The organism is Amorphus orientalis, from assembly GCF_030814015.1.
In the GTDB taxonomy this organism is placed as follows: domain Bacteria; phylum Pseudomonadota; class Alphaproteobacteria; order Rhizobiales; family Amorphaceae; genus Amorphus; species Amorphus orientalis.
In genome coordinates this window covers 122,616-146,209 of the sequence record NZ_JAUSUL010000005.1, presented here as the reverse complement: position 1 = coordinate 146,209, position 23,594 = coordinate 122,616, and the positions used below count along the sequence as shown (strand labels likewise).

22 protein-coding genes are annotated in these 23,594 nt (G+C 66.6%); 20 read left to right on the top strand and 2 right to left on the bottom strand.

Features of this window, described 5'->3' with window-relative positions; translation table 11 throughout:
• The first annotated feature begins 23 nt into the window (after positions 1 to 23).
• From J2S73_RS19445 to J2S73_RS19425, 5 genes are all read left to right on the top strand, one after another.
• Positions 24 to 410 (top strand): hypothetical protein, encoded by a 387-nt coding sequence (locus J2S73_RS19445; protein WP_306887343.1) that lies wholly within the window; start codon positions 24 to 26, stop codon positions 408 to 410.
• 36 nt (positions 411 to 446) lie between these two features.
• The gene (locus J2S73_RS19440) at positions 447 to 1,268 is read left to right on the top strand and encodes a hypothetical protein (protein WP_306887341.1); all 822 of its coding nucleotides are present in this window, start codon (positions 447 to 449) and stop codon (positions 1,266 to 1,268) included.
• Between the two features lie 36 nt (positions 1,269 to 1,304).
• Complete coding sequence (locus tag J2S73_RS19435) at positions 1,305 to 2,162, top strand: hypothetical protein (protein WP_306887340.1); 858 nt, start codon at positions 1,305 to 1,307, stop codon at positions 2,160 to 2,162.
• A gap of 59 nt (positions 2,163 to 2,221) precedes the next feature.
• Positions 2,222 to 3,070 (top strand): hypothetical protein, encoded by an 849-nt coding sequence (locus J2S73_RS19430; protein WP_306887339.1) that lies wholly within the window; start codon positions 2,222 to 2,224, stop codon positions 3,068 to 3,070.
• Positions 3,071 to 3,204: 134 nt separating this feature from the next.
• Positions 3,205 to 5,019 (top strand): tetratricopeptide repeat protein, encoded by a 1,815-nt coding sequence (locus tag J2S73_RS19425; protein ID WP_306887338.1) that lies wholly within the window; start codon positions 3,205 to 3,207, stop codon positions 5,017 to 5,019.
• Between the two features lie 195 nt (positions 5,020 to 5,214).
• Here the strand turns inward: J2S73_RS19425 and J2S73_RS19420 are convergent, their stop codons facing one another.
• A complete protein-coding gene (locus J2S73_RS19420) occupies positions 5,215 to 5,883 on the bottom strand; it encodes a FadR/GntR family transcriptional regulator (RefSeq protein WP_306887337.1) in 669 nt (222 codons plus the stop codon).
• A 216-nt stretch (positions 5,884 to 6,099) separates the two neighbouring features.
• On the opposite strand from J2S73_RS19420, the gene J2S73_RS19415 reads away from it, so the two are divergent.
• The 11 genes from J2S73_RS19415 (at position 6,100) to J2S73_RS19365 (ending at position 18,312) form a co-directional block, all read left to right on the top strand.
• A complete protein-coding gene (locus J2S73_RS19415; RefSeq protein ID WP_306887336.1) occupies positions 6,100 to 7,728 on the top strand; it encodes a GMC family oxidoreductase in 1,629 nt (542 codons plus the stop codon).
• Between the two features lie 350 nt (positions 7,729 to 8,078).
• Positions 8,079 to 9,230 carry a cupin domain-containing protein gene (locus tag J2S73_RS19410; protein WP_306887335.1) on the top strand — a complete coding sequence of 384 codons (1,152 nt, stop codon included), beginning with the start codon at positions 8,079 to 8,081 and terminating at the stop codon, positions 9,228 to 9,230.
• Positions 9,231 to 9,327: 97 nt separating this feature from the next.
• The gene (locus J2S73_RS19405; protein WP_306887334.1) at positions 9,328 to 10,455 is read left to right on the top strand and encodes an LVIVD repeat-containing protein; all 1,128 of its coding nucleotides are present in this window, start codon (positions 9,328 to 9,330) and stop codon (positions 10,453 to 10,455) included.
• 11 nt (positions 10,456 to 10,466) lie between these two features.
• On the top strand, positions 10,467 to 10,874 hold the full coding sequence (locus J2S73_RS19400; protein ID WP_306887333.1) for a RidA family protein: 408 nt from the start codon (positions 10,467 to 10,469) through the stop codon (positions 10,872 to 10,874).
• A gap of 70 nt (positions 10,875 to 10,944) precedes the next feature.
• Positions 10,945 to 11,904, top strand: coding sequence for a TAXI family TRAP transporter solute-binding subunit (locus tag J2S73_RS19395; protein ID WP_306887331.1), 960 nt, complete (start codon positions 10,945 to 10,947; stop codon positions 11,902 to 11,904).
• A 38-nt stretch (positions 11,905 to 11,942) separates the two neighbouring features.
• A complete protein-coding gene (locus tag J2S73_RS19390; RefSeq protein ID WP_306887330.1) occupies positions 11,943 to 13,871 on the top strand; it encodes a TRAP transporter permease in 1,929 nt (642 codons plus the stop codon).
• Between the two features lie 2 nt (positions 13,872 to 13,873).
• Positions 13,874 to 14,509: a glutathione S-transferase family protein gene (locus J2S73_RS19385; RefSeq protein ID WP_306887329.1), complete on the top strand. Its 636-nt coding sequence runs from the start codon at positions 13,874 to 13,876 to the stop codon at positions 14,507 to 14,509.
• Position 14,510: 1 nt separating this feature from the next.
• On the top strand, positions 14,511 to 15,437 hold the full coding sequence (fhmpcd1, locus tag J2S73_RS19380) for a 5-formyl-3-hydroxy-2-methylpyridine 4-carboxylate 5-dehydrogenase (protein ID WP_306887328.1): 927 nt from the start codon (positions 14,511 to 14,513) through the stop codon (positions 15,435 to 15,437).
• Between the two features lie 3 nt (positions 15,438 to 15,440).
• Entirely contained in the window at positions 15,441 to 16,001 is a 561-nt protein-coding gene (locus J2S73_RS19375) for a TRAP transporter small permease (protein ID WP_306887327.1), read from the top strand.
• Positions 15,998 to 17,263, top strand: coding sequence for a TRAP transporter large permease (locus J2S73_RS19370; protein ID WP_306887326.1), 1,266 nt, complete (start codon positions 15,998 to 16,000; stop codon positions 17,261 to 17,263). Before J2S73_RS19375 ends, J2S73_RS19370 begins: the two co-directional genes overlap by 4 nt.
• Before the next feature lie 26 nt (positions 17,264 to 17,289).
• A complete protein-coding gene (locus J2S73_RS19365) occupies positions 17,290 to 18,312 on the top strand; it encodes a TRAP transporter substrate-binding protein (RefSeq protein ID WP_306887325.1) in 1,023 nt (340 codons plus the stop codon).
• A gap of 15 nt (positions 18,313 to 18,327) precedes the next feature.
• Here the strand turns inward: J2S73_RS19365 and J2S73_RS19360 are convergent, their stop codons facing one another.
• On the bottom strand, positions 18,328 to 18,684 hold the full coding sequence (locus tag J2S73_RS19360) for a hypothetical protein (RefSeq protein WP_370874470.1): 357 nt from the start codon (positions 18,682 to 18,684) through the stop codon (positions 18,328 to 18,330).
• 153 nt (positions 18,685 to 18,837) lie between these two features.
• Between J2S73_RS19360 and J2S73_RS19355 the strand changes: the two genes are divergently transcribed.
• The 4 genes from J2S73_RS19355 (at position 18,838) to J2S73_RS19340 (ending at position 23,544) form a co-directional block, all read left to right on the top strand.
• Entirely contained in the window at positions 18,838 to 19,863 is a 1,026-nt protein-coding gene (locus J2S73_RS19355) for a putative B6 ABC transporter substrate-binding protein (protein ID WP_306887324.1), read from the top strand.
• A gap of 66 nt (positions 19,864 to 19,929) precedes the next feature.
• Positions 19,930 to 21,510: a putative B6 ABC transporter ATP-binding protein gene (locus J2S73_RS19350; protein ID WP_306887323.1), complete on the top strand. Its 1,581-nt coding sequence runs from the start codon at positions 19,930 to 19,932 to the stop codon at positions 21,508 to 21,510.
• Positions 21,507 to 22,604 (top strand): putative B6 ABC transporter permease subunit 2, encoded by a 1,098-nt coding sequence (locus J2S73_RS19345; RefSeq protein WP_370874469.1) that lies wholly within the window; start codon positions 21,507 to 21,509, stop codon positions 22,602 to 22,604. Before J2S73_RS19350 ends, J2S73_RS19345 begins: the two co-directional genes overlap by 4 nt.
• Positions 22,605 to 22,608: 4 nt before the next feature.
• Positions 22,609 to 23,544 carry a putative B6 ABC transporter permease subunit 1 gene (locus J2S73_RS19340; protein ID WP_306887322.1) on the top strand — a complete coding sequence of 312 codons (936 nt, stop codon included), beginning with the start codon at positions 22,609 to 22,611 and terminating at the stop codon, positions 23,542 to 23,544.
• Positions 23,545 to 23,594: the final 50 nt, after the last annotated feature.

The window sequence follows — 23,594 nt, the reverse complement described above, 5'->3', positions numbered from 1 at the left end:
CGGACAGGGGCCGGGAGGCAACCATGATCTTCACCTGCGCATCCAGCCCGACGGGGATGAACATCAACACGTCGGTCGATCTCCTGGGCATCGTGGTGACGCCGACGGTGAACGTGGGCTCGGCGGCCACCGACGTGCCGACACAGGTGACGAATTTCGTCTGCTGCATGCCGGGCAAGAACGAGCTGGGCACCACCACCGTCAGCGTCGGCGATATCGGTCCCGGGGTGGACAACGGCGAGATGCTGATGGCCAACCGGCACGCCACCTTCAAGCTCACCTATCTGCTCGACTTCATCCCGGCCAACTCGATGCTCAATGTGAGCCTGCCCAACGGCATTCCGCCGAGCGGCATCGGAGCCGAACTCTCTCCGAGCCAGCTCAAGCAGATGCTGCTGATGCCGATGTAACGTGGGGCTCTGCGCCCCGGAACGGCGATAACCGTCATGAGCGATACAATCCACGCCCTCCGCATCGTGGTTCCGGAAAGCCCGGACGATCCCACGCCGCTTGCCGCCATGCGGCTCGGGGCCTACCGGTCCTTCGAAGACGACTGGATCGACACGTCGCTGTCGCTGGCCGACGGCTTCTATCTGATGACGAATGCGCAAACTACGACCAACGTCGACGGCAATTCGTATGTCTATGCCGGCCAGGGAATGCTGATCGACGGCGACAAGTCGATCACCATCAAGGACGCAGGCGAAACCAGCGTGCGCGCCCACTCGGTCGCCTTTGCTTCGGGCTGCAATCCGGACACGTCCGACGACTATGTGAGCCTGGACGCGACGGACGATGTCACGATGCAGTCGGCGACCGACATTTCGATCACCTGCGAAAACCTCGTCTATGTCGTCGAGGAGCACTATCACGGGTCGACGGCGTCCGACGGGACGGAGATTTCCCAGGGCGAGATCTCGGTGAACGTCGGCGACACCATCTATATCTGTGCCATGGCCGACATCGATATTGCGACTGTCGGGTTCGAACCGATCGCGTTCGAGCATTCCTGTGCCGTGTTCTCGATCTCCTCGTCGGGCCTGGAGATGAGCGATTCGAAGTTCGAGATGGAAAACCACGGGTTTAGGGCGTTCCTGGTCGGACTGTTTGTGCCGTTCTCGGCGGCGGAGGCGGAGGAGGTCGCTGCCTCCAACCACAATTCCTCGGTCGCGGTCCGCGATCGCGCGGTGAGCCTGCGGGAGAACGCGGCCGCCAACGACACCAACGCCGTGGCCGTCCGCGCCCGGGCATTGAGCTGCAAGTTCTGACGCGCTTCGGCGGCGGTCAGGGAAGGGATATCTGTCATGTCCAGTTGGAACGCGGCCGTCTATGACGCTTCGGGCGAACTTGAAGCCTATCTTCGGCTCGGCACCTACCAATCGTCGGAGGAGAACGACGCGCCGTCCCAGTATCCCGGCACGTTCTCCGACTCCGACGGCATCTTCATGACGACGACCGGCGACTTCTTCCTGAACGCCGGCCAGGCGATCGACGTCGAGTTCGAGGACGACGCAGAGGTCGTGCTGGGGAACTTCGCCAGCCAGAGCGACGTGGCACTCAAGCTCGACGTCACCGCGGGCGATGGCTACGCCGCGTTCAAGGGCGGAGGCGTTGCGATCAATGCCGTCTCCAGCGCCGACGATGCCAAGGCCGCGGAAGACGGAAAGCTGATCCTCTTCGCATCCGACGGCATAACCACCAATTCGACAGACGACACGCGGTTTCACTCGGACGGCGACGTTTACATCCAGAACGACACGGAATCGAACTGCAGCACCCAGAGCAAGTCGCTGATGCTCGGAAGCGCGACGTCTGTGGTGATGTTCGCCGAGACCGACATCACCGCCGGATTTGCCATCGTCGCGATTCCGGGAATCCGGACCTCGGTCGCGCTCTATACGTCTGAGACGCTCGGGGTGAAGTTCGGCTATTCCCGGATGAGCAACGAGATTGCTCTGGCGAGCGCCGAGAACAAGGGACTGGGCGCCTATCTCAAGAATATCAGCGGCCTGATCGGCGTTCTCATGCAGGAAGAGGAACTCACCGAGGTCGAGCAGGAAGAATTCGAGAACGGCGTCACCGCCGGCAAGGTCGTGAACCGGCTGGTGGGCACCAAATCCGGCAGCGTCGAGGCGCAAGGCGGAATTCAGAATACGATGTAGGCAACGATCCGCCGGTGCGGATCGCAGGGCGTCGATGGATCGACGCCGGAGGTGACATCATGACAAGCGGTTTTCGGTTGGACGTGCCGGGGGACGGCGCCCAGGCGAGCGAATTGCGTCTCGGCGGCTACCAGCCCGGCGATGAGGGCATTCCGGGGAACTACCCGGGCGATCCCACCCAGACCGATGGCATCCTGATGACGACCAGGGGTGAGTTCGCGCTGGTCTCCGCCAAGCCCGCGTTCGCCCAGCACGGCAAGACCGTCGATATCGAGGTGGCGTCCGGCGGCTTCGATCTGGATGCCGCCGACTCCTTCACGCTGACCGCCAAGAGCCTCTATCTGCAATCGGCAGAGGGGGTCGATGCATCATCGTCCCCGCCGGTCGTCGCGGACGGACAGGTGAACATCCAGACCACATCCGACTTCGAGCTCCGCTCTCATACGTCGGACGTCAGAATCCTGTGCGAAGAGGGCGAGTATTCGACGGTGATGAACGGGGGCTGGCTCATCGTCATGGGCCGGACCGACGAATCCTCGGGCACGGAAACGGCCATCAAACTGATCGAGACGATCGAGGTTCCGGCCGTCTGGAACTTCAACTATGACAGCTATTACTGCCTGATCCGCGGCGTCCACACGATGGTTCTCTTCAACGAATCCGAGGCGGCGGTGTTCAGCTCGTCGGCGATCGGGGCGGAGTTCGGAAAAGCCGAGATCAAGAGCGGGATGCAGGCGATCGTCTCGAAAGCCTGCGTGCTGACGAGCCGCGTCGGCGGTCTGGTTAACAGTATCTACGGCTTTCAGGCCAACAACAACGGTGTCGAAGTGGAGAACGAGGAGATCGTCTCCGACAACAGCATCGTGTCCAACGAGATGAACGCAGCGCCTCAGATCATTACCGAATAGGGACCCACAGGCCGGCTGCATGCAGCCTGATGCGGCCGGGCGGTCATGAGCGCTTTGAGGCGTGCCGCTCGGATGCAGCCCCAGAGCGGCAGGCAGACAGGCATCTGAGTGAAATATTTGGACGGGACCCAGCCATGATGCCAACCGTCGCGGAGCGGCTTGAAACCGCCAGCCGCCATCTCTCCCAGAACCGTCCGGATGCGGCGGAGGCGATCTACCGCGACATCCTGCAGGCGGAGCCGCGCGATGCGGAGGCCACGGCCGGCCTGGGCGGGGTGCTTCTGCGCCGGGGCCTGGTGGAAGAGGCTTACGAGGTGCTCGGCCGGGCGACGTCGCTCGATCCGAAGAACGCCGAAGCCTACCGGAATCTCGCGATCGTCTATCGCGCACGGAACGAACTGGACCATGCCCGGACCTGTCTGGAGGCGGCGCTCGCTTTGGTGCCCGAACGCGTCGATATTCTCCTGTCCCTCGGTGAGGTCCTCCTCGGGCTCGGTGCGCCGGACGAAAGCCGCAAGTTGATCGAGAAGGCGCACGGCCTCGATCCCGACTCCGTGCCGGTCCTGATCGCGCTCGGCGGTCTCCACACGGTCCGCGGCGACTATCCCAAGGCGATCTCCTGCTACGGCCGGGCCGTGTCGCTGGCGCCGGACGGGCCGGAGGGCCACGCCAATCTCGCGATGCTCTACGGCATGACCGGCCGGCCGAAGGAGGCCCTTGAGCATGCTGAACGGGCGGTGCTGAACGAGCCGCTCAACCCGACCTACGTCGCGGTGCTGGCCGGCGCCCTGGAGGGGACCGGCGACATCGAGCGCGGGCTGGCGCTGGTCAACCGCGCGCTGGTGATGCACCCCCAGGCGGTCGCCCTGAGGTGCCGTCTGGCCACGCTGGAACTGGCGGCCGGCAGGCCCGATCAGGCGCTCTCCGGTATCGCCAGAACCCTGAAGGAGCGCCGCCAGGACAGCACTGTCCTGGAGACGATGACCCAGATCCTGCATCGTGCGGGCCGTCCCGAGCAGGCCCTGTCGGCCGCGCGGGAACTGGCGCGTCACGTGCCGGATTCCTCTCAGGCGGCCCGGATTGAGCGAAACGCACTCCTGATGCTCGGACGATATGACGAGGTCTGGCCGACGCGGGCGCCGGCACCCTGCGAGGGAGCGCGAATCCTGGTGCGGCTCGACGATGCGCTGCCGGTTCTGGAGACCGTCGCGCTTCTGCGGGCGGTGGCGCTCGGCCGGTCTAAGGGGGCCGAAATCCGCGTTCTGGCGCCGTCGTTCCTGGGGTCGCTCGCAGCCTCGGTCGTTTCCCCGTCGCAGAAGACCGGGGATCCTGAAGATGGAAAAGCCTGGCTGGACACGGCGGATACGGTGCCGCTTGTGCAGCTGCCCTCGCGCCTGGGGCTGACGGAAGCCGACCTGCTGGGGGCGGACCGCTACCTGGCGCCATCCGCAGCCAAGGCTGCCCGGTGGCGGCAGGCGCTGGAGGGCATGCCGCGCCCCTGGATCGGCTTCACATGGGCACCCCACCGGCCGGGCCCGCGGGTGGAGGAGGTGCGCGATCTCCTCGCCGGAACCGGCGGGACGGCGGTGTCGCTGGTCTGGGACCAGAACCGCGCGCAGTTGTCCTTCTTCCCGGCGGCGATCGACGGCGGGGTCCACATCCGCGCACTGGACGATCTGGTGGCGGTGGTCTCCGTGCTGGACGCTGTGATTGGGGTCGATGGCCTGCCGCTCCATGTCGCCGGCGCGATGGGAATCCCCGGCCTGGCCGTGGTGGCCGAACGGCAGGACTGGTACTGGCGGTCCGACGAACAGGGCCGCGCGCTGTGGTACCCCTCGGTGGTGACGGTCGGCCGCGCGCCGGGAGAAGGCTGGGAGGTCTGCTCGGCCGCAGCGGGCGCGGCGCTGGCCCACATGATGGCGGGTGCCGTTGCCGCGGCCGGCGAATAGAGCAGCTTACCCCGCGTCGACGCCCTGCCTGTCACCGAGGGCAGTCGGGCCGGGTCGTGCCTATCGGGCCATTCGAAGCCATCGCCAGGCTGGGGCGCCGAACATCCATCGGACTCATCCATCGGACTCAATGGCCTGAGCAGACGCTGCTCGTTCCGCTCGGCCCGGAGTCAGCGGGACATGCCCCGGGCCGCCTCAGGCGGCGACCGCATCGAACTTGGCGTTGATCTGGCGCAGGACGGCGCGCAGATGATCGCGCATGGCCTGTTCCGCGGCGTTGGGGTCACGGTCGGCGATGGCTTCGGCGATCCGGCGATGTTCGGCATCGCGCTCGGCCGTCCGCTTGGGGCAGGGCGGTGTATCCGCGGTCGGAATCTTCACCCGCGAATCGACGCCCACCTGGCGCAGCACCCGGTAGAGCTCTCGGGCGAGATGGTTGCGCGAGGCGACCGCGATGGCGAGGTGAAAATCGAGGTCCGCCTGTCCGTATGCGGCGTCCGGAGCGGTCTGCGAGGCCTCCAGGATCCGGGCGATTTCGGCCGGCGAGGCGCGCATGGACGCGAACCGGGCGAGACCCGGCTCGATCAGGATTCTCAGTTCGATGACTTCCAGCGGGTTGGTCAGGCTGACCAGTTCCTCGCTGATATGCGGCCCGGTTCGGGCGGAGCGCTTCGGCGGAGACGGGGCGAGGTCGCCGGCCTGGCGCATCGCCTCCAGCGCCTTGCGGATCTGATGACGCTTGACGTCGAACAGCCGCGCGAGCTCCCGCTCGGACGGAAGCCGTTCGCCTCGAGCGTGCATCTCGCGCAGACGCTCCACGATGCCTGACAGGCCATCATTCGGTTGGGTCTCAGCCCTCGGCATCGGTTCGCCAGTCCTCCGTTCGATCTTCGTCTGTATCATGGGACACGCGGAGATTGCGATGCCCGTGGCGGGGAATCGCGGAGTCATCCCCATCCCTGTTCAACCAAATTAGCTGGTTGATCTCTGGTTGACAATGAGATCCCGTGAGTGGTTGACTTTGAGGCAGCGGTCAGAAGCTGGGCATTCTTCCCGTAGCCTGACCGACAAGAGGGGAATATGCCGGAAAACCGGGCTTTTGATTATGTCGTCGTGGGGGCTGGATCGGCGGGCTGCGTGCTTGCCAACCGGTTGACCGAGGACCCGAACTGCCACGTGCTTCTTCTCGAGGCCGGGCAATGGGATCGCGATCCGATGATTCACGTACCGCTGGGGTGGGGCAAGATCCTCACCGAGCGGCGGCACGACTGGATGTATTTCTGCGAACCGGAGGAAAATGTCGGCGGCCGGCGCGTCGAGTGCGCCCGCGGCAAGGTGATCGGCGGGTCTTCCTCGACCAATGCGATGGCCTATGTGCGTGGCAACCGGCGCGACTACGATCGTTGGGCAAGCGCCGGGCTGCCCGAATGGTCCTTCGACCGGCTGCTGCCTTATTTCAAGAAGCAGGAGACCTGGGAGGGGGGCGAGACCGCCTTTCGCGGCGGATCCGGTCCGCTCAACACCCAGTACTGCCGCTATTCCGATCCGCTGATCGGCGCCTTCCACGAGGCGACGCGGACGGCCGGATATCCCCAGACCGAAGACTATAACGGCGAGCATCAGGAAGGCTTCGGCCGTCTGCAGATGACCATCAAGGACGGAAGGCGGAATTCGGCCGCGTCTGCCTATCTGCGGCCGGCCCTGAAGCGCTCGAATCTCACGGTGCGCACCGGCGCGCTGGCCCGGAGGATCCTCTTCGAAGGGCGCCGCGCGACCGGCGTCGAGATACAGACCGGCGATCAGACCGAAACCGTCCGGGCGAGGCGCGAGGTCGTTCTGTCCGGCGGCGTGATCAACACGCCGCAGCTCCTCATGCTGTCCGGCGTGGGGCCGGCCACACAATTGGCCCAGCACGGGATCCAGGTTCTGGCCGACCGGCAGAATGTCGGGGAGAACCTGCAGGACCACGTCTCCGTCATCCTGATGTTCCGGCGCAAAGGGGACGGGCCGTTCCTGCACATGATGCGGGCCGACCGGATCGGGGTCGACTTCCTGAAGACCTATCTGACCGGCAAGGGCTTTGCCGGCGACGTGCCGGGCGGGGTCGTCGGCTTCCTGCGGAGCGACGAAAGCCGTCCGGAGCCGGACGTGCAGTTCCTGTTCACGGCGGCGCCGCTGGCCGCCTGGCCCTATTTCAAGCCATTCAAGGATCCCTTCCCCGACGGGTTCGCCATCCGTGTGGTTGCCGTCCGCCCCGAGAGCCGGGGCAGGGTGACGTTGGCCTCGGCCGACCCGACGGCCGCGCCGCTCATCCACCAGAACTTTCTCTCCGCCGAGCGCGACTGGGAATCGCTTCGGGCGGGATTCCGGATTGCCCGCAAGATCGCGGGGCAGAAGGCCATGGCGCCCTTCGTCGAGGCGGAATTCTTCCCCGGGCCCGGCTGCGAGAGCGATGCGGAGATCGACGAGCACATCCGCAACACCTCCATCACCGTGCACCACCCTGCCGGCACCTGCCGGATGGGGGCGGACGCGGAGAGCGTGGTCGATCCCGACCTGCGGGTGCGCGGCGTGGACGGGCTGCGCGTGGTCGACGCCTCGGTGATGCCGGACCTGCCGGGAGGCAACATCAATGCCGGCGTACTGGCGATCGCCGAAAAGGGGGCCGATCTGATCCGGGCCGTCCGGCACACGGAGATGGTCGCATAGGGGCGGCCTGGTTGTCGTCATGGTTGGATGATTGGTCGGCGGCTGGTCGAGCGTTGCCGCCGGCGGACATGCTCGGTCTGTTGATCGGCGGAACGCTGCCGGTGCTCTACAAAATAAATGAATAATAACAATAATTTGGTTCGGATTCTTGGCCCGCGTCCCCGGCCGCATTCGTCTCGTTCCGGTTGGGTCTGCCGCGATCCGTCATCCCGGTCTCAGGCGACGCTGATCAAATTGTGGGCGGAATAGGTGACCATTTCATCTCAACCATCGTATTGACCGGTTCAACCAGCGTGCTACCGTGGCTTCAGGCCAGGTGCTCACAGCCGCCTGTTGAGGAGGGATCAGTCATGTCAGATGCGTCCGTAACGTCCGACGCTCCCAGCAATCGCGAAGCGGCCTTGAAGGGGCTCTACGACGACATCCACCAGGGGAACATGTTCCCGTTCTGGGCGACCAGCACCGACGTCGCGCACGACGAGGTGCAGCAGCTGATGGCGACGTCGAAGGCGGTGCCGTATGTCTGGAAGTACACCGACATCGAGCCGATCCTGCAGCGGGCGGCCAAGCTCATCTCCATGGATGACAGCGAGCGCCGCTCGCTGATCCTGGTCAATCCGGGCCTCTCTCCGAAGCGGGCTTCGGTCTCGACCATGTACACCGCCTACCGGCTGAACGATCCCGACGAGATCATGCCGCCGCACAAGCATTCGCCGAGCGCCATCCGCTTCGGCCTCACCGGACAGGGCAACTTCACCGGCGTCGACGGCGAGAACATCACGTTCGGCCCGGGCGACATGGTCCTCACGCCGAACGACACTTGGCACAACCACGGCACGGTCGGCGGCGAACAGGCGGTCAACCTCTCGGTTCTCGACCTGCCGCTGGTCGAGACGCTCCATGCGGTCCATTTCGATCACCACTACACCGAGATCGAGAACGGCAAGGAAGTCGAGAAGAAGGTCCAGACGCCGCGCTTCTCGGAGAACTACTCCCAGGAGGTCTACGGCCAGGGCGGCATGATGCCCCGCTTCGTCGACCATCGGCGCAACGGCGGGTTCTCCTCGCCGATGTACGTCTACCGCTGGGAGGCGATGGAGGAGCTCCTCGACATCCACAAGGATGCCGACGGCGACCCGCACGAAGGCATCGTCATCGACTACACCGATCCGGTGACCGGCGGGCCGGTGTTCAAGACGATCAACTTCTACGTCCAGATGCTGCGGCCCGGCGAGAAGACCCTGCCCCAGCGCGAGACGGCGAGCCTGCTGCTCGCGCCGTTCCGCGGCAAGGGCTACTCGATCATCGACGGCGACCGGCACAACTGGGATCAGTTCGACACGATCGCAATCCCGGGCGGCTGCTGGGTCGAGCACGTCAACGAGTCGCCGACCGAGCCGGTGATCTTCTTCGGCGCCACCGACGCGCCGACCCAGAAAGCGCTGCTTCTCTACAAGCGCTGGGGCCGGAATCAGGCGGGCGACCTGCTGCGCCTCGGCTGAGGCGCGCTCCGAATTCGACAGGGTTCCCCGCGCCGCGACCGGTGCGGGGCCGGATTTGCCTCGGGCGCCGATGCGCCCGAACAGGAAGGCTGTGTCCTTGGTTTCCGCATCGAACACGACCAAAATCGCCCATGTTGACTGCCCGGGCGGCGGTCAGGTCTGGGTCGACAACAACATTCTCTATATCGGCCACATGCGCCCGCCGAGCGGGACGACGCTGGTCGACATCTCCGACCCGCGCAATCCGCGCAAGATCTGCACGATCCCGGTCCCGCCCGGATGGCATTCGCACAAGGTGCGCGCCCAGAACGGGCTGATGATCATCAACCACGAGCGCTTCGGCCAGGAAGGCCCGGCCGACTACGGGGGCGGACTGGCGATCTACGACGTCTCCGACCCGGAGAAGCCGGAGCCGATCTCCAAGTGGATCACCGGGGGCAAAGGCGTCCATCGCTACGATTTCGACGGCCGCTACGCCTATATCTCGCCGACGGACGAAGGCTTCATCGGCAACTTCGTGATGATCCTCGATCTGATCGACCCGAAGAACCCGGTCGAGGTGAGCCGTTGGTGGATTCCGGGCCAGAATGTCGGCGCCGGCGAGGTCTATCCCTGGGAGAACTACGTCGCGCCGCGCTGCCACCATCCGCTGAGGATGGGTGACAGGCTCTATGTGAGCTACTGGCACCACGGGATGTTCATCCTCGACATTTCCGACATGTCGAAGCCGAGGGCGATCGCCCACGTCAACACCAGCCCGTCCTTCCCGCACCCGACCCACACCTGCCTGCCGATCCCGCAGCCTCTGAAGGGCCGCGACATCCTGGTGGTGGCCGACGAGGACGTGGCCAAGCTCAGGCCCCATGCGCCGTCGTTCGCGTGGATCTACGACATCACCGACGAGACGAATCCGCTGTCGCTCTCGACCTTCCAGGTTCCGGGGCTGGATCCGGACGGCGCGCCGCAGCCGCCGATGACCGGCTGCCATCAACCGTCGGAGCGGTTCGCAGGCTCGATCATTCCGTTCGCCTGGTTCGCCCAGGGCCTGCGCCTGGTCGATATCGCCGACCCGTTCGCCCCGAAGGAAGTGGGCCACTTCATGCCGGACCCGCCGGAAGGCGCGGAGCGGGCGTCGTCGAACGACGTCACCATAGACGACCGCGGCCTGATCTATCTGATCGACCGGGTGCGGGGCGTCGACATCATCGAAACGACCGTCTTCTGAGGACGCGACCCATGAGCGACAGCACCCGCAAGTCCGACAGCCACTACGCCATCGGCAAGAAGAACCCGAACCTGCCCTTCCATCCGGCGGTGCGCGCCGGCGACTACATCTTCGTGTCCGGCCAGGTCTCCAAGGATGCCGACGGGAACATGATGTGCGGCTCCATCGAGGTGGAGACGGAAGGCACCATCCGCGCGATCGAGCGCATTCTCGCCGAAGAGGGCGCGACGCTCGCCGACGTCTGTCGCGTGGTGACCTATCTCGACGATCCGCGCGATTTCGGCCGCTACAACAAGGTGTTCGGCCAGCTGTTCGACGGCGCTGTCCTGTCGCGCACGACGATCGAGGCGCGGGCCGTCATCACCACCAAAATCGAAATGGATGCGATTGCCTACAAGCCGTTGGCCGACAAGGGCTGACGCAAACCGCGGCCGGGACGATGCACCGCAAGAGTGCGCGCCCGGATCCGTCAAAAGAGGGGAACCAGACATGTCTCGCATTGCACTCGCCAGGACTTTCGTCGTGGCCGCCGCGCTCGCCGGGCTCACCGTCGTCGCATCGGCCCAATCGTCCCAGCTGCGCTTCGGCGCCGGCCAGCAGGGCTCCCAGAATTACGGGGTCAATGCGGCGCTCGGTCAGGCGATCGGGGAGAACACCGATCTCGACGTCACCGTGCAGGCGTTCGGCGGACCGACCGCCTATCTGCCGCTGGTCAACGAGGGGCGGCTCGACATCGCCGCCGTCGTCACGCCGGACTTCGGCGACGCGGTGCGCGGCTCCGGTCCCTTCGACGGGAACGCCCAGGAGAATCTGCGGTTCGTCGCCGCCCTGTTTCCGAGCCCGGTCGGTCTCATGGTGGCGGCCGATTCCGGCATCGAGTCCATTTCCGACCTGGAGGGCAAGCGGGTTGCCTGGGGCATGCCCGCCCAGGCCAGTCTGCAGCCCTATATCGAAGGGTCCCTCGCCAATGGCGGCCTGACGCCGGACGACGTGACCCAGGTGCCGGTCGCCAGCGTCGGCAACGGCGTCCAGGCGCTCGTGTCCGGCAACGTCGATGCCACGCTGTTCGCGCTGCGGGCCGGCAAGGTGGTCGAGGCGGATGCGGCGCTGGGCGGCGTGCGCTGGCTGCCCTACGACCCGTCGCCGGAAGCGGTCGAGCGGATGCAGGCCACGGCGCCGGAAGCCTATCTGGTCGATGTGGCGGCGGACGGAAAGGTCGTGGGCGTCGAAGCGCCCATGCAGACCATGGCCTATGACTACGTGCTGACCGCCAATGCCGACGTGCCGGACGAGGTGATCACTCAGATCGTCACGCTCCTGCGCGACAAGGGCCCGGAGCTCGGCAAGTCCAACAAGGTGCTCGGCCAGATCTCGGCCGAGAACCTCGCGCGGCCCTATCCGAGCCTGCCGCAGCATCCGGCGGCCGCCAAGGCGCTGGGCGCCGAATAGGCGCTCCGGCAGGGTCCGGGCGAGGGGAGCCGTCACCGATGGCGGAACCGGCAGACACCACCAGCATCGAGCAACCGGCTGCGGCGGCGGACGGCGGTCCGCTTGCCGGCGTGGCCGCTGCCGTGCTGGTGGTGCTGTCACTTGCCTGGGTGCTCGACCTTCACGTCCGGTTCGGCGTCCCGGTCTACGACGAACAGCCGCTCGCCATCGCGGCGGGGCTCTCCATGCTGATCGCCGCGGCAGCGCTGGCGCTCCGCCTGGGCGGCGCCTGGCGCTGGCCGGTCCTGGCCGGCGGGATCGCGCTGTGCGCGATCATGGTGGCGATCGCGATCCGATATCCGACGCTGACCATCGCCGCGATGATGCGGCCCACGTGGCTGATCGTCGTCTCGTCCGCTCTGATCGTCGGACTGCTCATTCTGGTCTGGCGGACCGTCGGTCTCACCCTCGCGGCGATCGTCGCCGTCTTCATCGCCGTCGCGCTGTTCGGCGAGCGCCTCGGCGTGCCATCGATGGGCTTCGACTACGTTTCGATCTATCTGCTGCTCGATCCGAACGCGCTGCTCGGCCTGCCGCTCAAGGTCGCCGTCCAGATCGTGATCCCCTACGTACTCTTCGGGGAGTTGCTGCGGCTTTCGGGCGGCGGCGAGTTCCTGACCAAGCTGTGCCTTGCGGCGTTCGGCGGCTACCGGGGCGGCGGCGCCAAGGCTGCGATCGGCGCATCCGCGACGTTCGGGACGATTTCCGGCAACGCCGTCTCCAACGTGGTCGGCACCGGCATCGTCACGATCCCGCTGATCAAGCGCACCGGCATCAATGGAGCGATTGCCGGTGCGGTGGAGGCGGCGGCCTCCACCGGCGGACAGCTCCTGCCTCCGGTGATGGGGGCGGCGGCCTTCGTCATGGCCGATTTCCTGCAGGTGCCGTACTGGCACGTGGTGGTGGCGGCCGCGCTGCCGGCGGCCCTTTATTTCGCCGCGCTCTTTCTCCAGATCGACCGGCTGGCCGCCCGTGACGGGTTGCACGGCATCCCGGCCGACCAGCGCCCGGCGCTCGGAGAGATCGGGCGGAAGGGCGCCCATTTCCTGATCCCGTTCGTGGCGCTGTTCGTCACGCTTTTCCTGAACCAGACCCGGCCGGAGCTGGCCGCCCTCGCCGGCGTCGCGAGCCTTGTGGTGGTCGGCGCGATCATTCCGTTCGAGGGCCGCCGCATCACGCCCGCGGTGATCCTGGAGAGCATCGTGGCGACCGGCCGCTCTGCCGCCCCGCTGATCGTGCTGACCGCTGCGGCCGGGCTGATCATCGGTCTGGTCAGCCTGACCGGTCTCGGCTTCTCAGTCGCCGCCGATGCGATCGCCGCCAGCGGCGGGTCGACGATCCTGCTCCTCGTTCTGGTCGCACTGGTCGCGATCGTGTTCGGGATGGGCATGCCCACGGTCGCCGTCTACGTGGTTCTGGCCACCGTTCTGGCGCCGGCCCTGGAGCAGGCAGGCCTGCAGCCGATCCAGGCGCATCTCTTCATTCTCTACTACGGCATGATGTCGATGCTGACGCCGCCGGTGGCGCTCGCGTCGATCACGGCGGCGCGGCTGGCCGGCGCCGACCCGTGGCGCACCAGCTTGGAGGCGATCAAGCTCGCCTGGGTCGCCTACGTCATCCCGTTCCTGTTCGCCTTCTCGCCGGAGCTTCTTCTCGGCGGGACGGCCTGGGGCGCGGCGCTGTCCGCACTCACCGCCTTTCTCGGAATCGCCGCGGTCTCCGTCGCGTTCGCCGGCTACGGCCGGGGCAGGCTGACGATCAGAACGCGGTGGCTCGTCGGCGCGTCTGGGTTGGCGCTTCTTCTGCCGCCCACCCTCGGCGCCGGCGCACTTGCGGCGAACGCCGTCGGAGCGGCGGTCTTCGCCCTCTGCCTGGTTCGCACACCGGCCGTCACGGCGGCCGACTCCCCCCTCAAAAGAATGGTTTGACCATGGACAAGATCAGACTTCTCGGCCGCCAGACGTCCGGAAACGTTCAGAAAGTCATCTGGATGCTGGAGGAGCTCGGGGCACCTTACGTCCGCGAGGACTATGGCCGTCAGTTCGGCAACACCCAGACAAGCGAATATCTCGCCCTGAACCCCAATGCGAAGGTCCCCACCGTCATCGACGGCGACCTCACGATCTGGGAATCCAACACGATCCTGCGCTATCTGGCCGCCACCCGCGGTGCCCAGCTCACCGGCGCGACGCCGGGCGAGGCGACCGAGGTCGAGCGCTGGATGGACTGGCTTCTGGGAGCCGTGAACGCGCCCTACCTGACGCTGTTCAAGGAATCCAAGCTCGCGCCCGAAGAACGGACGGCGGCCTACGGCGCGGCGTCGAAGGAGATGGACAATCTCCTGGCCATCGCCGAGGCCCACATGGAGGGCAAGGAGTTCGCCGCGCTCGGCAAGCTGACCATCGCCGACATCGCGCTGGCGCCGGTTCTGAAGCGCTGCATGGGCTTCGACATCGAGCGCAAGCCGACCCCCAACCTCGACCGCTGGATGGAAAGCCTTCTCAACCGGGAGGGATTCCAGGTCGCGCTCGGCGAGCGCCAGAGCACCAACGCGGCGGCTGCGTAAGATGAAGCGGGTCGCCCTGGTCGGTCTCGGCACGATGGGTCCGGGGATCGCCGCGCGCATGGCGCGCGGCGGCCTCGAGGTGATTGCGACGGACACGTCCGGAGCGGCCATCGAACGCGCCCGGGCCATGCTTCCCGTCGTCCGCACCGTGATGGACCGGCTCGGCATCGAGCCACCGCCGGAAGGCGAGGCTGAAATCCGCTTCGCGACGGGGCTGCGGGAGGCGGTCGAGGGCGCCGATCTCGTTCTGGAGAACGTGCCCGAACATGCGGAGATCAAGGCGTCGGTCTATCGCGAGATCGACGGCCTGATCGGTCCGGAGACCATCGTCGCCACCGACACCTCCGGCATTCCGATCACGAAGCTGCAGGCGGGCATCTCCAATCCCGCCCGCTTCGTCGGCATGCACTGGTCCAATCCGCCGCACATCATCCCGATGATCGAGGTGATCGCCGGCGAGGCCACCGCTCCGGAAACGGTCGGAGCCATCCGCAACCTGATCCGCTCGCTCGGCCTGCTGCCGGTGGTGGTGAAGAAGGACGTGCCGGGGTTCGTGGAAAACCGGGTTCTCTACGCCCTGCTGCGCGAGGTGGTCGACCTGGTCGAGCGCGGCGTGATCGACCCGGAGGACGCCGATACCTGCGTCTCCTGGGGCATCGGCTACAAGATCGCGGTCATCGGGCCGATGGCGCTGCTCGATATGGCCGGTCTCGACATCTACCGCTCGGTCTCCTCGTTCCTGAACGCCGATCTGTGCAACCGCTCCGACATTGCGCCGCTCGTCGAGGCGAAGACGGGCGCGGGCAGGCTCGGCCTGAAGACCGGAGGCGGCATCTACGACTACGACGCCGACGCGATCGCTGACCTGCAGGCGGACCGCGCCGACAAGCTGATCGCGATCCGCCGGATCCTGGAAGAGGGGGCCTGAGGGATGGCGATTGCCGCCGAGGGCGAGCCGCAGATCCGGAAGGGCCGGCTGGCGCCTTCCGCGTCCGGCAAGCTCGGCCGCGCTGTCGAAACGGTGCTGGGGCTCGTGCTCATCGCGATCGTGCTGATCAACGTGGGCAATGCCGCCGGCCGCTACCTGTTCCGCTTTTCCGTGACGGGCACCGACGAGATCATGGTCTTCGGCATGATCTTCATCGTGGTCGCCGGCGCGGTGCTGGCGCTCGCCCGGCGGACCCACATCGCGATCGATCTGGTGCCCACCTACGCGTCGGCGCGGACCAGGCTCGCTGTCTACCTGGTGCACGACGTGGTGACGTTCGCGGCCACGGCCTACGCGACCTACGCGTCCTACAGCTTCGTGTCCCGCATCGCGGCTCTGGGAACCAAGAGCATGACGCTTGGGGTTCCCATGATCGTCCCGCACGGCGCGCTGCTCGCCGGGTTCGCTGCCATGGCGCTGGTGTCGCTGGTTTATTTCATCCGCGACGGGATTGCGTTCGCGGACGCGGTCCGCCGGCCGAATCCGGGGGGAGGCGCGTCATGATCGCGACGCTCGCCGCCCTGCCGATCGCGCTTCTGGCGTCCGGCCTGCCGGTCTTCCTCGTCTTCCTGGTCGCCGTCGCCGCGACGCTGGCCTTCGTGCTGCCGATGCCGCCGCTGCTGCTGCAGCAGGTCGTCTTCGGCGGCCTCGACAACTACGCCCTTCTGGCTGTGCCGTTCTTCGTCTTCGCCGGCGACCTGATGGGCCGTAGCGGCATCGCCGACCGGCTGATCAAGTGGGTCCTGGCCTTGACCGGCCGCATTCCCGGCAGCCTCGGGGTCGGAACGATCGGCGCCTCCTCGATGATGGGCGCGATCTCCGGCTCCAGTGCGGCGGCCGTGGCGGCCCTCGGCAAGACGCTCTATCCGCAGCTCGTCGATGCCGGGTACGGGCGCGAACGCTCCGCCGGCCTGCTCGCCGCGTCGGGCGCGATCGACATCGTCATCCCCCCGTCGATCGCGATGATCCTCTACGGCCTCGCCGCCGAGCAGTCGATCCCGCATCTGTTCCTGGCCGGCATCATTCCCGGACTGGTGATCGCCGCGATCATGTCGGCCTACGTCGTTATGGTCGCGATCCGCGCGAAGGTCCCCCGGGCGGGACGGTTCGATCTCGGCCTCGTCCTGTCGACCTCGAAGTCGGCGGTCTGGGGCATCCTGATGCCGGTGGTGGTGCTGGGCGGGATCTATGGCGGCTTCTTCTCGCCGACCGAGGCCGGCGGCGTGGCGGCGTTCTACGCCATGCTCGTCGCCCGCTACGTCTACCGGTCGATGAGCTGGGGCGACATCGTCCGCGCCGCGGCCGACTCCGCGGTGCTGTCGGCGAAGATCCTGATCATCGTCGCCACGGCGGGTGCGATCACCTGGCTGCTCACGACCCAGGGCGTTCCCCAGGCGATCACCAGCTGGCTGCAGGCGATGGACATGTCGGCGGTCGAGTACCTGCTGTGCGTGAACGTGTTCCTTCTGATCACCGGCTGCGTCCTCGATCCGACCTCGGCGATCCTGGTGCTCGCCCCGCTTCTGGTTCCCGTTGCCGCCGCACTCGGTGTCGATCCGATCCACTTCGGCGTGATCATGACGGTGAACCTGGCGATCGGAATGTTCACGCCGCCCTTCGGGCTCAACCTGTTCGTCGCCCAGTCGGTCACCGGTGTGCCGGCGCACGCGATCTATCGCGGCGTCTGGCCCTTCGTGCTCGTCCAGATCGCGGCCCTGCTTCTCGTCACCTACGTGCCGGCGCTCTCGCTGGCGCTGGTGCGATGACGCCAACACACAAAAGAGGGAAACAGATGATGTTCAGAAATTCGATCGGGCCGGCCCTTCTGGGAGCGCTCGCCCTTATCGCCGTACCTGCGACCTGGACCGCGCCGGCGGCGGCGCAGTCGACCCTGAAGCTCGCTTCGGCGACCATCAACGACGTTCAGCACGAGTGGCAGAAGGTCTTCGCGGAGAAGCTCAAGGAAAAGGTGGGCGACCAGGTCACCACCGAGATCTACCCCGCCAGCCAACTCGGCCCGATCCCGCGGATGTCGGAAGGGGTCCTGCTCGGCACCATCGAGGCCTTCACCACACCGACCTCGTTCATGACCAACGTCGATCCGCGCTTCCAGGCGTTCGACGTGCCGGGCCTGTTCAAGACGCCGGAGGACGTCGACGCCGCTATCCATGATCCGGATTACCGCGATCACATGGAGACCATGTTTCTGGACAAGGGCCTCAGGGTGATCGGCGCGATCTACAACAGCCCGACCGTGGTCTTCACCATGGAGCCGGCCGAGACGCTTTCCGATTTCGAGGGCCTGAAGATCCGCACCTTCGCCTCGCCGATGCAGGTGAAGCCGATGGAGCTGATCGGCGCGATCCCGCTGCCGCTGGCCCTGTCGGAAGTGGTGCCGCAGCTCCAGAGCGGCGGCCTCGACGGGCTGCTGGTCGGCATGCCGATCCTGACCGCGTTCAAGTTCTACGACGTAGGCAAGAACGTCACCGATCTGCGGTTCGCCGAGATCGTCTCCGTCACCGTGATGAACGAGGCCTGGTTCCAGTCCCAGCCGGAAGAGGTGCAGCAGGCGATCATCGAAGCCGGACGGGAAGCGGAGGAGGAAGTCTTCCCGTGGGGCGTGGAGAACGTCCAGCGGACCTACGACATCTGGGAGCAGAACGGTGGCGAGATCTACCACCTGCCGTCGGAGGAGCAGACCAAGCTTCTGAGCGAGTTCAACCAGCTTGCCGAACAGCTGGTCTCCGAGAACGAGGCCGTCGAAGCCGAGTATGACCGGCTGAAGGCGCTCGTGGCCGAGAAGTCCGGAAAGTAGCGCCGATATGCCGGCCTATTCGCAGACCACCCGGTCCTCGTCGGCGGCGCAGCTCAGGCTGCGCGGCCGGGCGCTGTCCGGGTCGAGGCGGAAGGCGGTCCGGGTCTCGTATGCGCGGCCCGCGATCCCGCACCACAGCGCCTCGACGGGCATGTTGTCCTCCTGCGCGTTCAGGCGGACGAAGGTCGTGGTCTGCGGGTCGAACCACAGCGACACCGTCCCGGTCGCGCCCGGCGCGACCGTTGCCACCGGTTCCGAATACCAGTGGGCCAGCTGTGCGGTGCACGACAGGGGAGCGGGCCCGGTATTCGCGATCTCAATCGGCGTTTCTTCCAATCCTTCCGTTCCGCGGCGCACGTCGATCTCGTGCAATTCCACCGCGATGCTGGGCGCCGGCATGAGAAGAAGGAAAGAACAAAGAAAGAGGGCGGGATTTTTCACGCGAAATCCTGTGTGAAGCGTGTCTGCGTGAAGAAAAGAGCTTTCACAGAAAGCAGATAAAGTCCAGAGCGGAGAGATGTGAACATGAAAAAGGCAATGAGACTAGCGGGTGCGCTGGTGTTCTCGGGCGCCATGGTGGCGCAGGTCGCGGCGGCCGACGTCGACGCGATCGCCATCCTGACGCCCGAAGAGGGCACCGACTTCGGCTGGAACCAGCAGGGCATCGACGCCGCCCAGGCGGCTGCCGACAAGGCCGGAGTGGAGCTGATCGTCGCCCAGGGCCTCGGCTATGGCGACGTGCGGCCGACGCTGCGCGAACTTTCGGAGGAAGGGGCGGACCTGATGATCGCCCACGCCAGCGGCTACAACACCGCCGCGCCGGAGATTGCGGAGGAGACCGGCGTGCCGGTCGCGATCGTCGACGCGCCGGACGCCCGCAAGGAAGGGCTGATCGGCGACTACACGCTGTCCGGCCATGAGGGCGCGTACCTCGCCGGCGTGCTGGCGGCCAACCAGAGCCGGTCCAAGACCGTCGGCATCGTGGTGTCCGGCGAGCCGCCGGCCTGGAATGCCCAGTCCGCGGCGTTCGCCCAGGGCGTGCACGCCGCCGATCCGGACGTGAAGGTGATCTACGCCGTCATCGGTCCGGCCGCCTATTCCGATGCCGCCGGCGGCAAGCGCGTAACGGAGAGCGTCATCGCGGCCGGCGCCGACATCATCTTCGGCCAGGGCAACGGCTCCTCGTTCGGCATGCTGCAGGCGGTGGAGACCACCAAGGCGGCCGACGGCGGCGACGTGCTTTTCATCGACGTGATCGGCGACAAGACGTCGATCGACAAGGGCCATCTCCTGTCCTCGGTTGTCTGGGACATGACCCCGGTCTTCACGGCGATGATCGAGGATCTCAAAGCCGACGAGTACGGCACCAAGAACTACTCGATCGGCGTCGAGGACGGCTCCGTGTTCCTCTTGAAGACCCCGCAGGTGGACGAGGAGGCCTGGGCCGCGATGGAGAAGGTTAAGGACGGCATCGTCTCCGGCGAGGTGACCGTCGAGCCGGTCTGGGAAGCGACAGACGTCCGCTCCCTGATGAGCGACGTCGCCCAGTAGGGCGCAACGGAGGAGGGGCGGACGCCCCTCCTTCTTCCCGTTCGACGACACAGGCGGATAGAGCCCTTGGCTTCCCTTGCGCACGCTCCTGCCGACAGGCGCGCCGAGACCGGTCCGATCGTTTCGCTCAGCGGCGTGACGAAACGGTTCCCCGGGATCGTCGCCAACGATTCCATCGACCTCGATCTCAGGCCGGGCGAGGTTCACGTCCTGCTCGGAGAGAACGGGGCGGGCAAGTCGACTCTGATCGGACTGCTGTCCGGTCTGCAGCAACCCGACGAAGGCGAGATCCGGATCGACGGAGACCGGCGCGCGATCGGCTCGCCGCGCGAGGCGCTGGCCTTCGGCATCGGCACCGTCTTCCAGCATGCCATGCTGGTCCCGACCCTGACTGTGGCGGAAAACCTGCTTCTCGGCGCGCCCTGGTGGCAGCGCCCGCGCAAACACGAGCTGGCCGACCGGGTGGCGGATCTCGCCGGCCAGCTCGGCATGCGCGTCAATCTGGACGCCCTCGCCCAGGATTTGTCCCTGGGCGAGCAGCAGATGGTGGAGATCCTTCGGGCGCTTCTGCGCGGCAGCCGCGTCCTGATCCTCGACGAATCCACCTCGATGCTGACGCCGTCCGGGATCGAGGAACTGGGCGCTCTGATGCGCAGGCTGGTCGAGCGCGGCCTGTCGGTGGTCTTCATCACCCACAAGCTGCGCGAGGCGACCGCGTTCGGCGACCGCATTTCGATCCTGAAACTCGGGCGCAAGGTCGGTGAACTCGGCCCCGAGCGCGTGCGCGGCCGCGACGAGAGCAGCCTGATTGCCGAAATCGTGGAGCTGATGTTCGGGATCCGTAGCGACGATCCGGCGGCCGAGCGGCGGGCACGAACCCTTTTTTCCGACGAGGTCGAGCCGCTTCTGTCGGTCCGCAACCTGTCGCTGACTGCCGGCCCCAACACGCCGGCACTGACCGACATCTCGTTTGACGTCCGCCCGGGCGAGATCTTCGGCATCGCCGGGATCGACGGCAACGGCCAGAAGCAACTCGCCGAGGTGCTGTCCGGCCAGCGCCGGGAAGGCAGCGGCGAAATCGTGTTCGAAGGCCGCACGATCACCGGTCTGCCGGTGTCCCGCCGCCGAAAGCTCGGCCTGCGCTATCTGACCGACGACCGGCTGGGGGAGGGGACGGTCGGGTCGTTCCCGGTGGCGATCAACTTCTTCCTGAAGCAGATCGGCGAGCCGCCCTTCTGGAAGGGGGCGGTGGAGCAGACCGGCCGGATCGAGACCCATGCCGATACGCTGATCGACGATTACGACGTGCGCACCCCGAGCCGGCACACGGCGGTGGGCCAGCTTTCAGGCGGCAACGTGCAGAAGGTCGTGCTCGCGCGCGAACTCGCCGAGGGCGCGCGGCTCATCATCTACAACAAGCCGACCTACGGGCTCGATCTGGCGAACACGCTGACGATCCGCGAACGCATCCTCGACGTCGCCCATCAGGGCAAGGGCGTCTTGGTGATCTCCACCGATCTGGAGGAGCTCCTGAGCCTCTGCGACCGGATCGCGGTGATGGAAAGCGGCCGCATCGCCGGGATCGTCGACTATGGCGAGCAGGCACGCACGGAAGTGGGGCGTCTGATGATCGGGCTCGAGACATGAGCGCGGAAAGCGTTTCAGCCGACCGCGACGAGCGGCTTGCCCCGGGGGGCGGGTCGCAGTGGCTCAGGGCCGCCGGCAAGCGTCTCCTGATGACCGTCGGTCCCGTCGTGGTGGCGCTGGCGATCGCCGGTCTTCTGCTGCTCGCGCTCGGTGTCGATCCGCTGCGCTACTATTCCTATGTGGTCCAGCGGGGGCTTCTGTCGCCCTCGGGCGTCCAGCAGACGCTGACCCGCATGGCGCCGCTCCTGTTCCTGGCGGCCGGGCTGATCGTGGCTTTCCGAGCCGGGATCTGGAATCTCGGCGGCGACGGGCAGTTCCTGCTCGGCGCGGTCGCGGCGGCGGCAAGCGCGCCGTTCCTGGCCGATCACGTGCCGGCCTGGGCCGCGCTTCTGGTCGCGTTCGTCATCGCCACCGCGGTGGCGGTCGTCTGGTCGCTCGTTCCAGCGCTCCTGAAGGCCTATCAGGGCGTCAACGAGATCATCACCACCTTGATGATGACGTTCCTCGGCGCGTCGCTCGCCAACGTGCTGGTCAAGCTGGTCTTCCTCGATCCGGCGACGACGGTGCCCCAGACCCGCACCTTAGCCGTCGCCGACCGGCTGCCGCGCCTGTTCGACACCACCATCTCCAGCGGCCTCGTGTTCGGCCTGATCGCCATCGTCGCCGTCCACCTGATGATGACGCGCACCTCGTTCGGGCTGAGGCTCCGGATCGTCGGCGCGAACCCGCGCGCGGCCATCCACGCCGGGCTCGACGTGCCGATCCTCACCGTCGCCGTCTTCGCCCTGTCGGCCGGGCTGTGCGGCATGGCAGGCGCCCTCGATGTCCTGGGCGTCCAGGGCAACGTCCGGGCCGACTGGAATCCCGGCTACGCGCTGACCGTCATCCCGATGGTGTTCCTGGCCCGCTTCAACGGCTTTGCCGCGATCGCCTTCGTCGGCCTCCTGTCGGTCCTGTCGATCGGCGGCGAGAGTGCCGCGCGCCGGATGGGCGTGCCCAATGACTTCACCCTGGTTCTGGTCGCCATCGTGCTCATCGTTCTCGCGATCGCCGAGTACATCGACCATCGCCACAAGAAGGCGGCAGGGAGGTAGCGCGATGGCCGATCTGTTTTCCGTCGTGTTTCTCGGAGCGCTCCTGTTCGGCGCGGTCACGGCGGCGGTGCCGCTGCTCCTCGCCGGACTGGGCGAGCAGATGTCGGAAAAGGCCGGCGTCCTCAACATCGGTATCGAAGGCATGATGATCTTCGGCGCCTATACCGGCTTTCTCGGCGCCTATCTGAGCAACTCCATGTGGCTCGGCTTCCTGGCCGGCATGGCCGGCGGCATGGCGGTCTCGCTGATCATGGTCATCCTCTGCGTCCGCTACGGGCTGAACCAGATCGTCATCGGCATCGGCCTGACGCTGGGTTTCGAGGGCCTGACGGCGCTCCTGCACCATTTCCAGTTCTCGCGGACCTATCCGCGGCTGCCGGCGGCCGAGCCGGTGTCGATCCCGGTCCTGTCCGATCTTCCGGTCGTCGGAGCGGCCTTCTTCAATCATCACCTGATCGTCTATCTCGCCGTCGCGCTCGTCGCGGTGATGGCCTTCGTCTACCGGCGCACCCAGCTCGGGCTCAACCTGCAGGCGGCCGGGGACAAGCCGGCAGCCCTCGACGTGACCGGCGTCAACGTGGTCGCGACCCGGGCTTTCGCGGTGATGGTGACCGGCGCGCTGGCCGGCCTCGGCGGCGCCTATCTCGCCAATGTGGGTGCGGGTCTGTTCGTTCCCTTCATCACCAACGGGTCGGGCTTTCTCGGGATCGTGCTGGCGATGCTCTCGCGCGGCCGGCCGCTGTGGGTGCTGATCGGCGCATTCGTGTTCGGCCTGTGTCTGGCGCTGACGACGGCGCTCCAGGTCGCCGGCGTGAACATTCCGACCGACGTGATCCAGATGATCCCGTTCCTGGCCGTGATGGTGATGCTGGTCGCCTTCGGGCGCCGCTCCAGCCTGCCCGCCGCCCTCGGTCTCCCCTACGAGCGGGGCGCGCGCTGACCCGATCTTCGACCCACCCGCCCTTTCGGCCGACGCGACATTGAATGGAG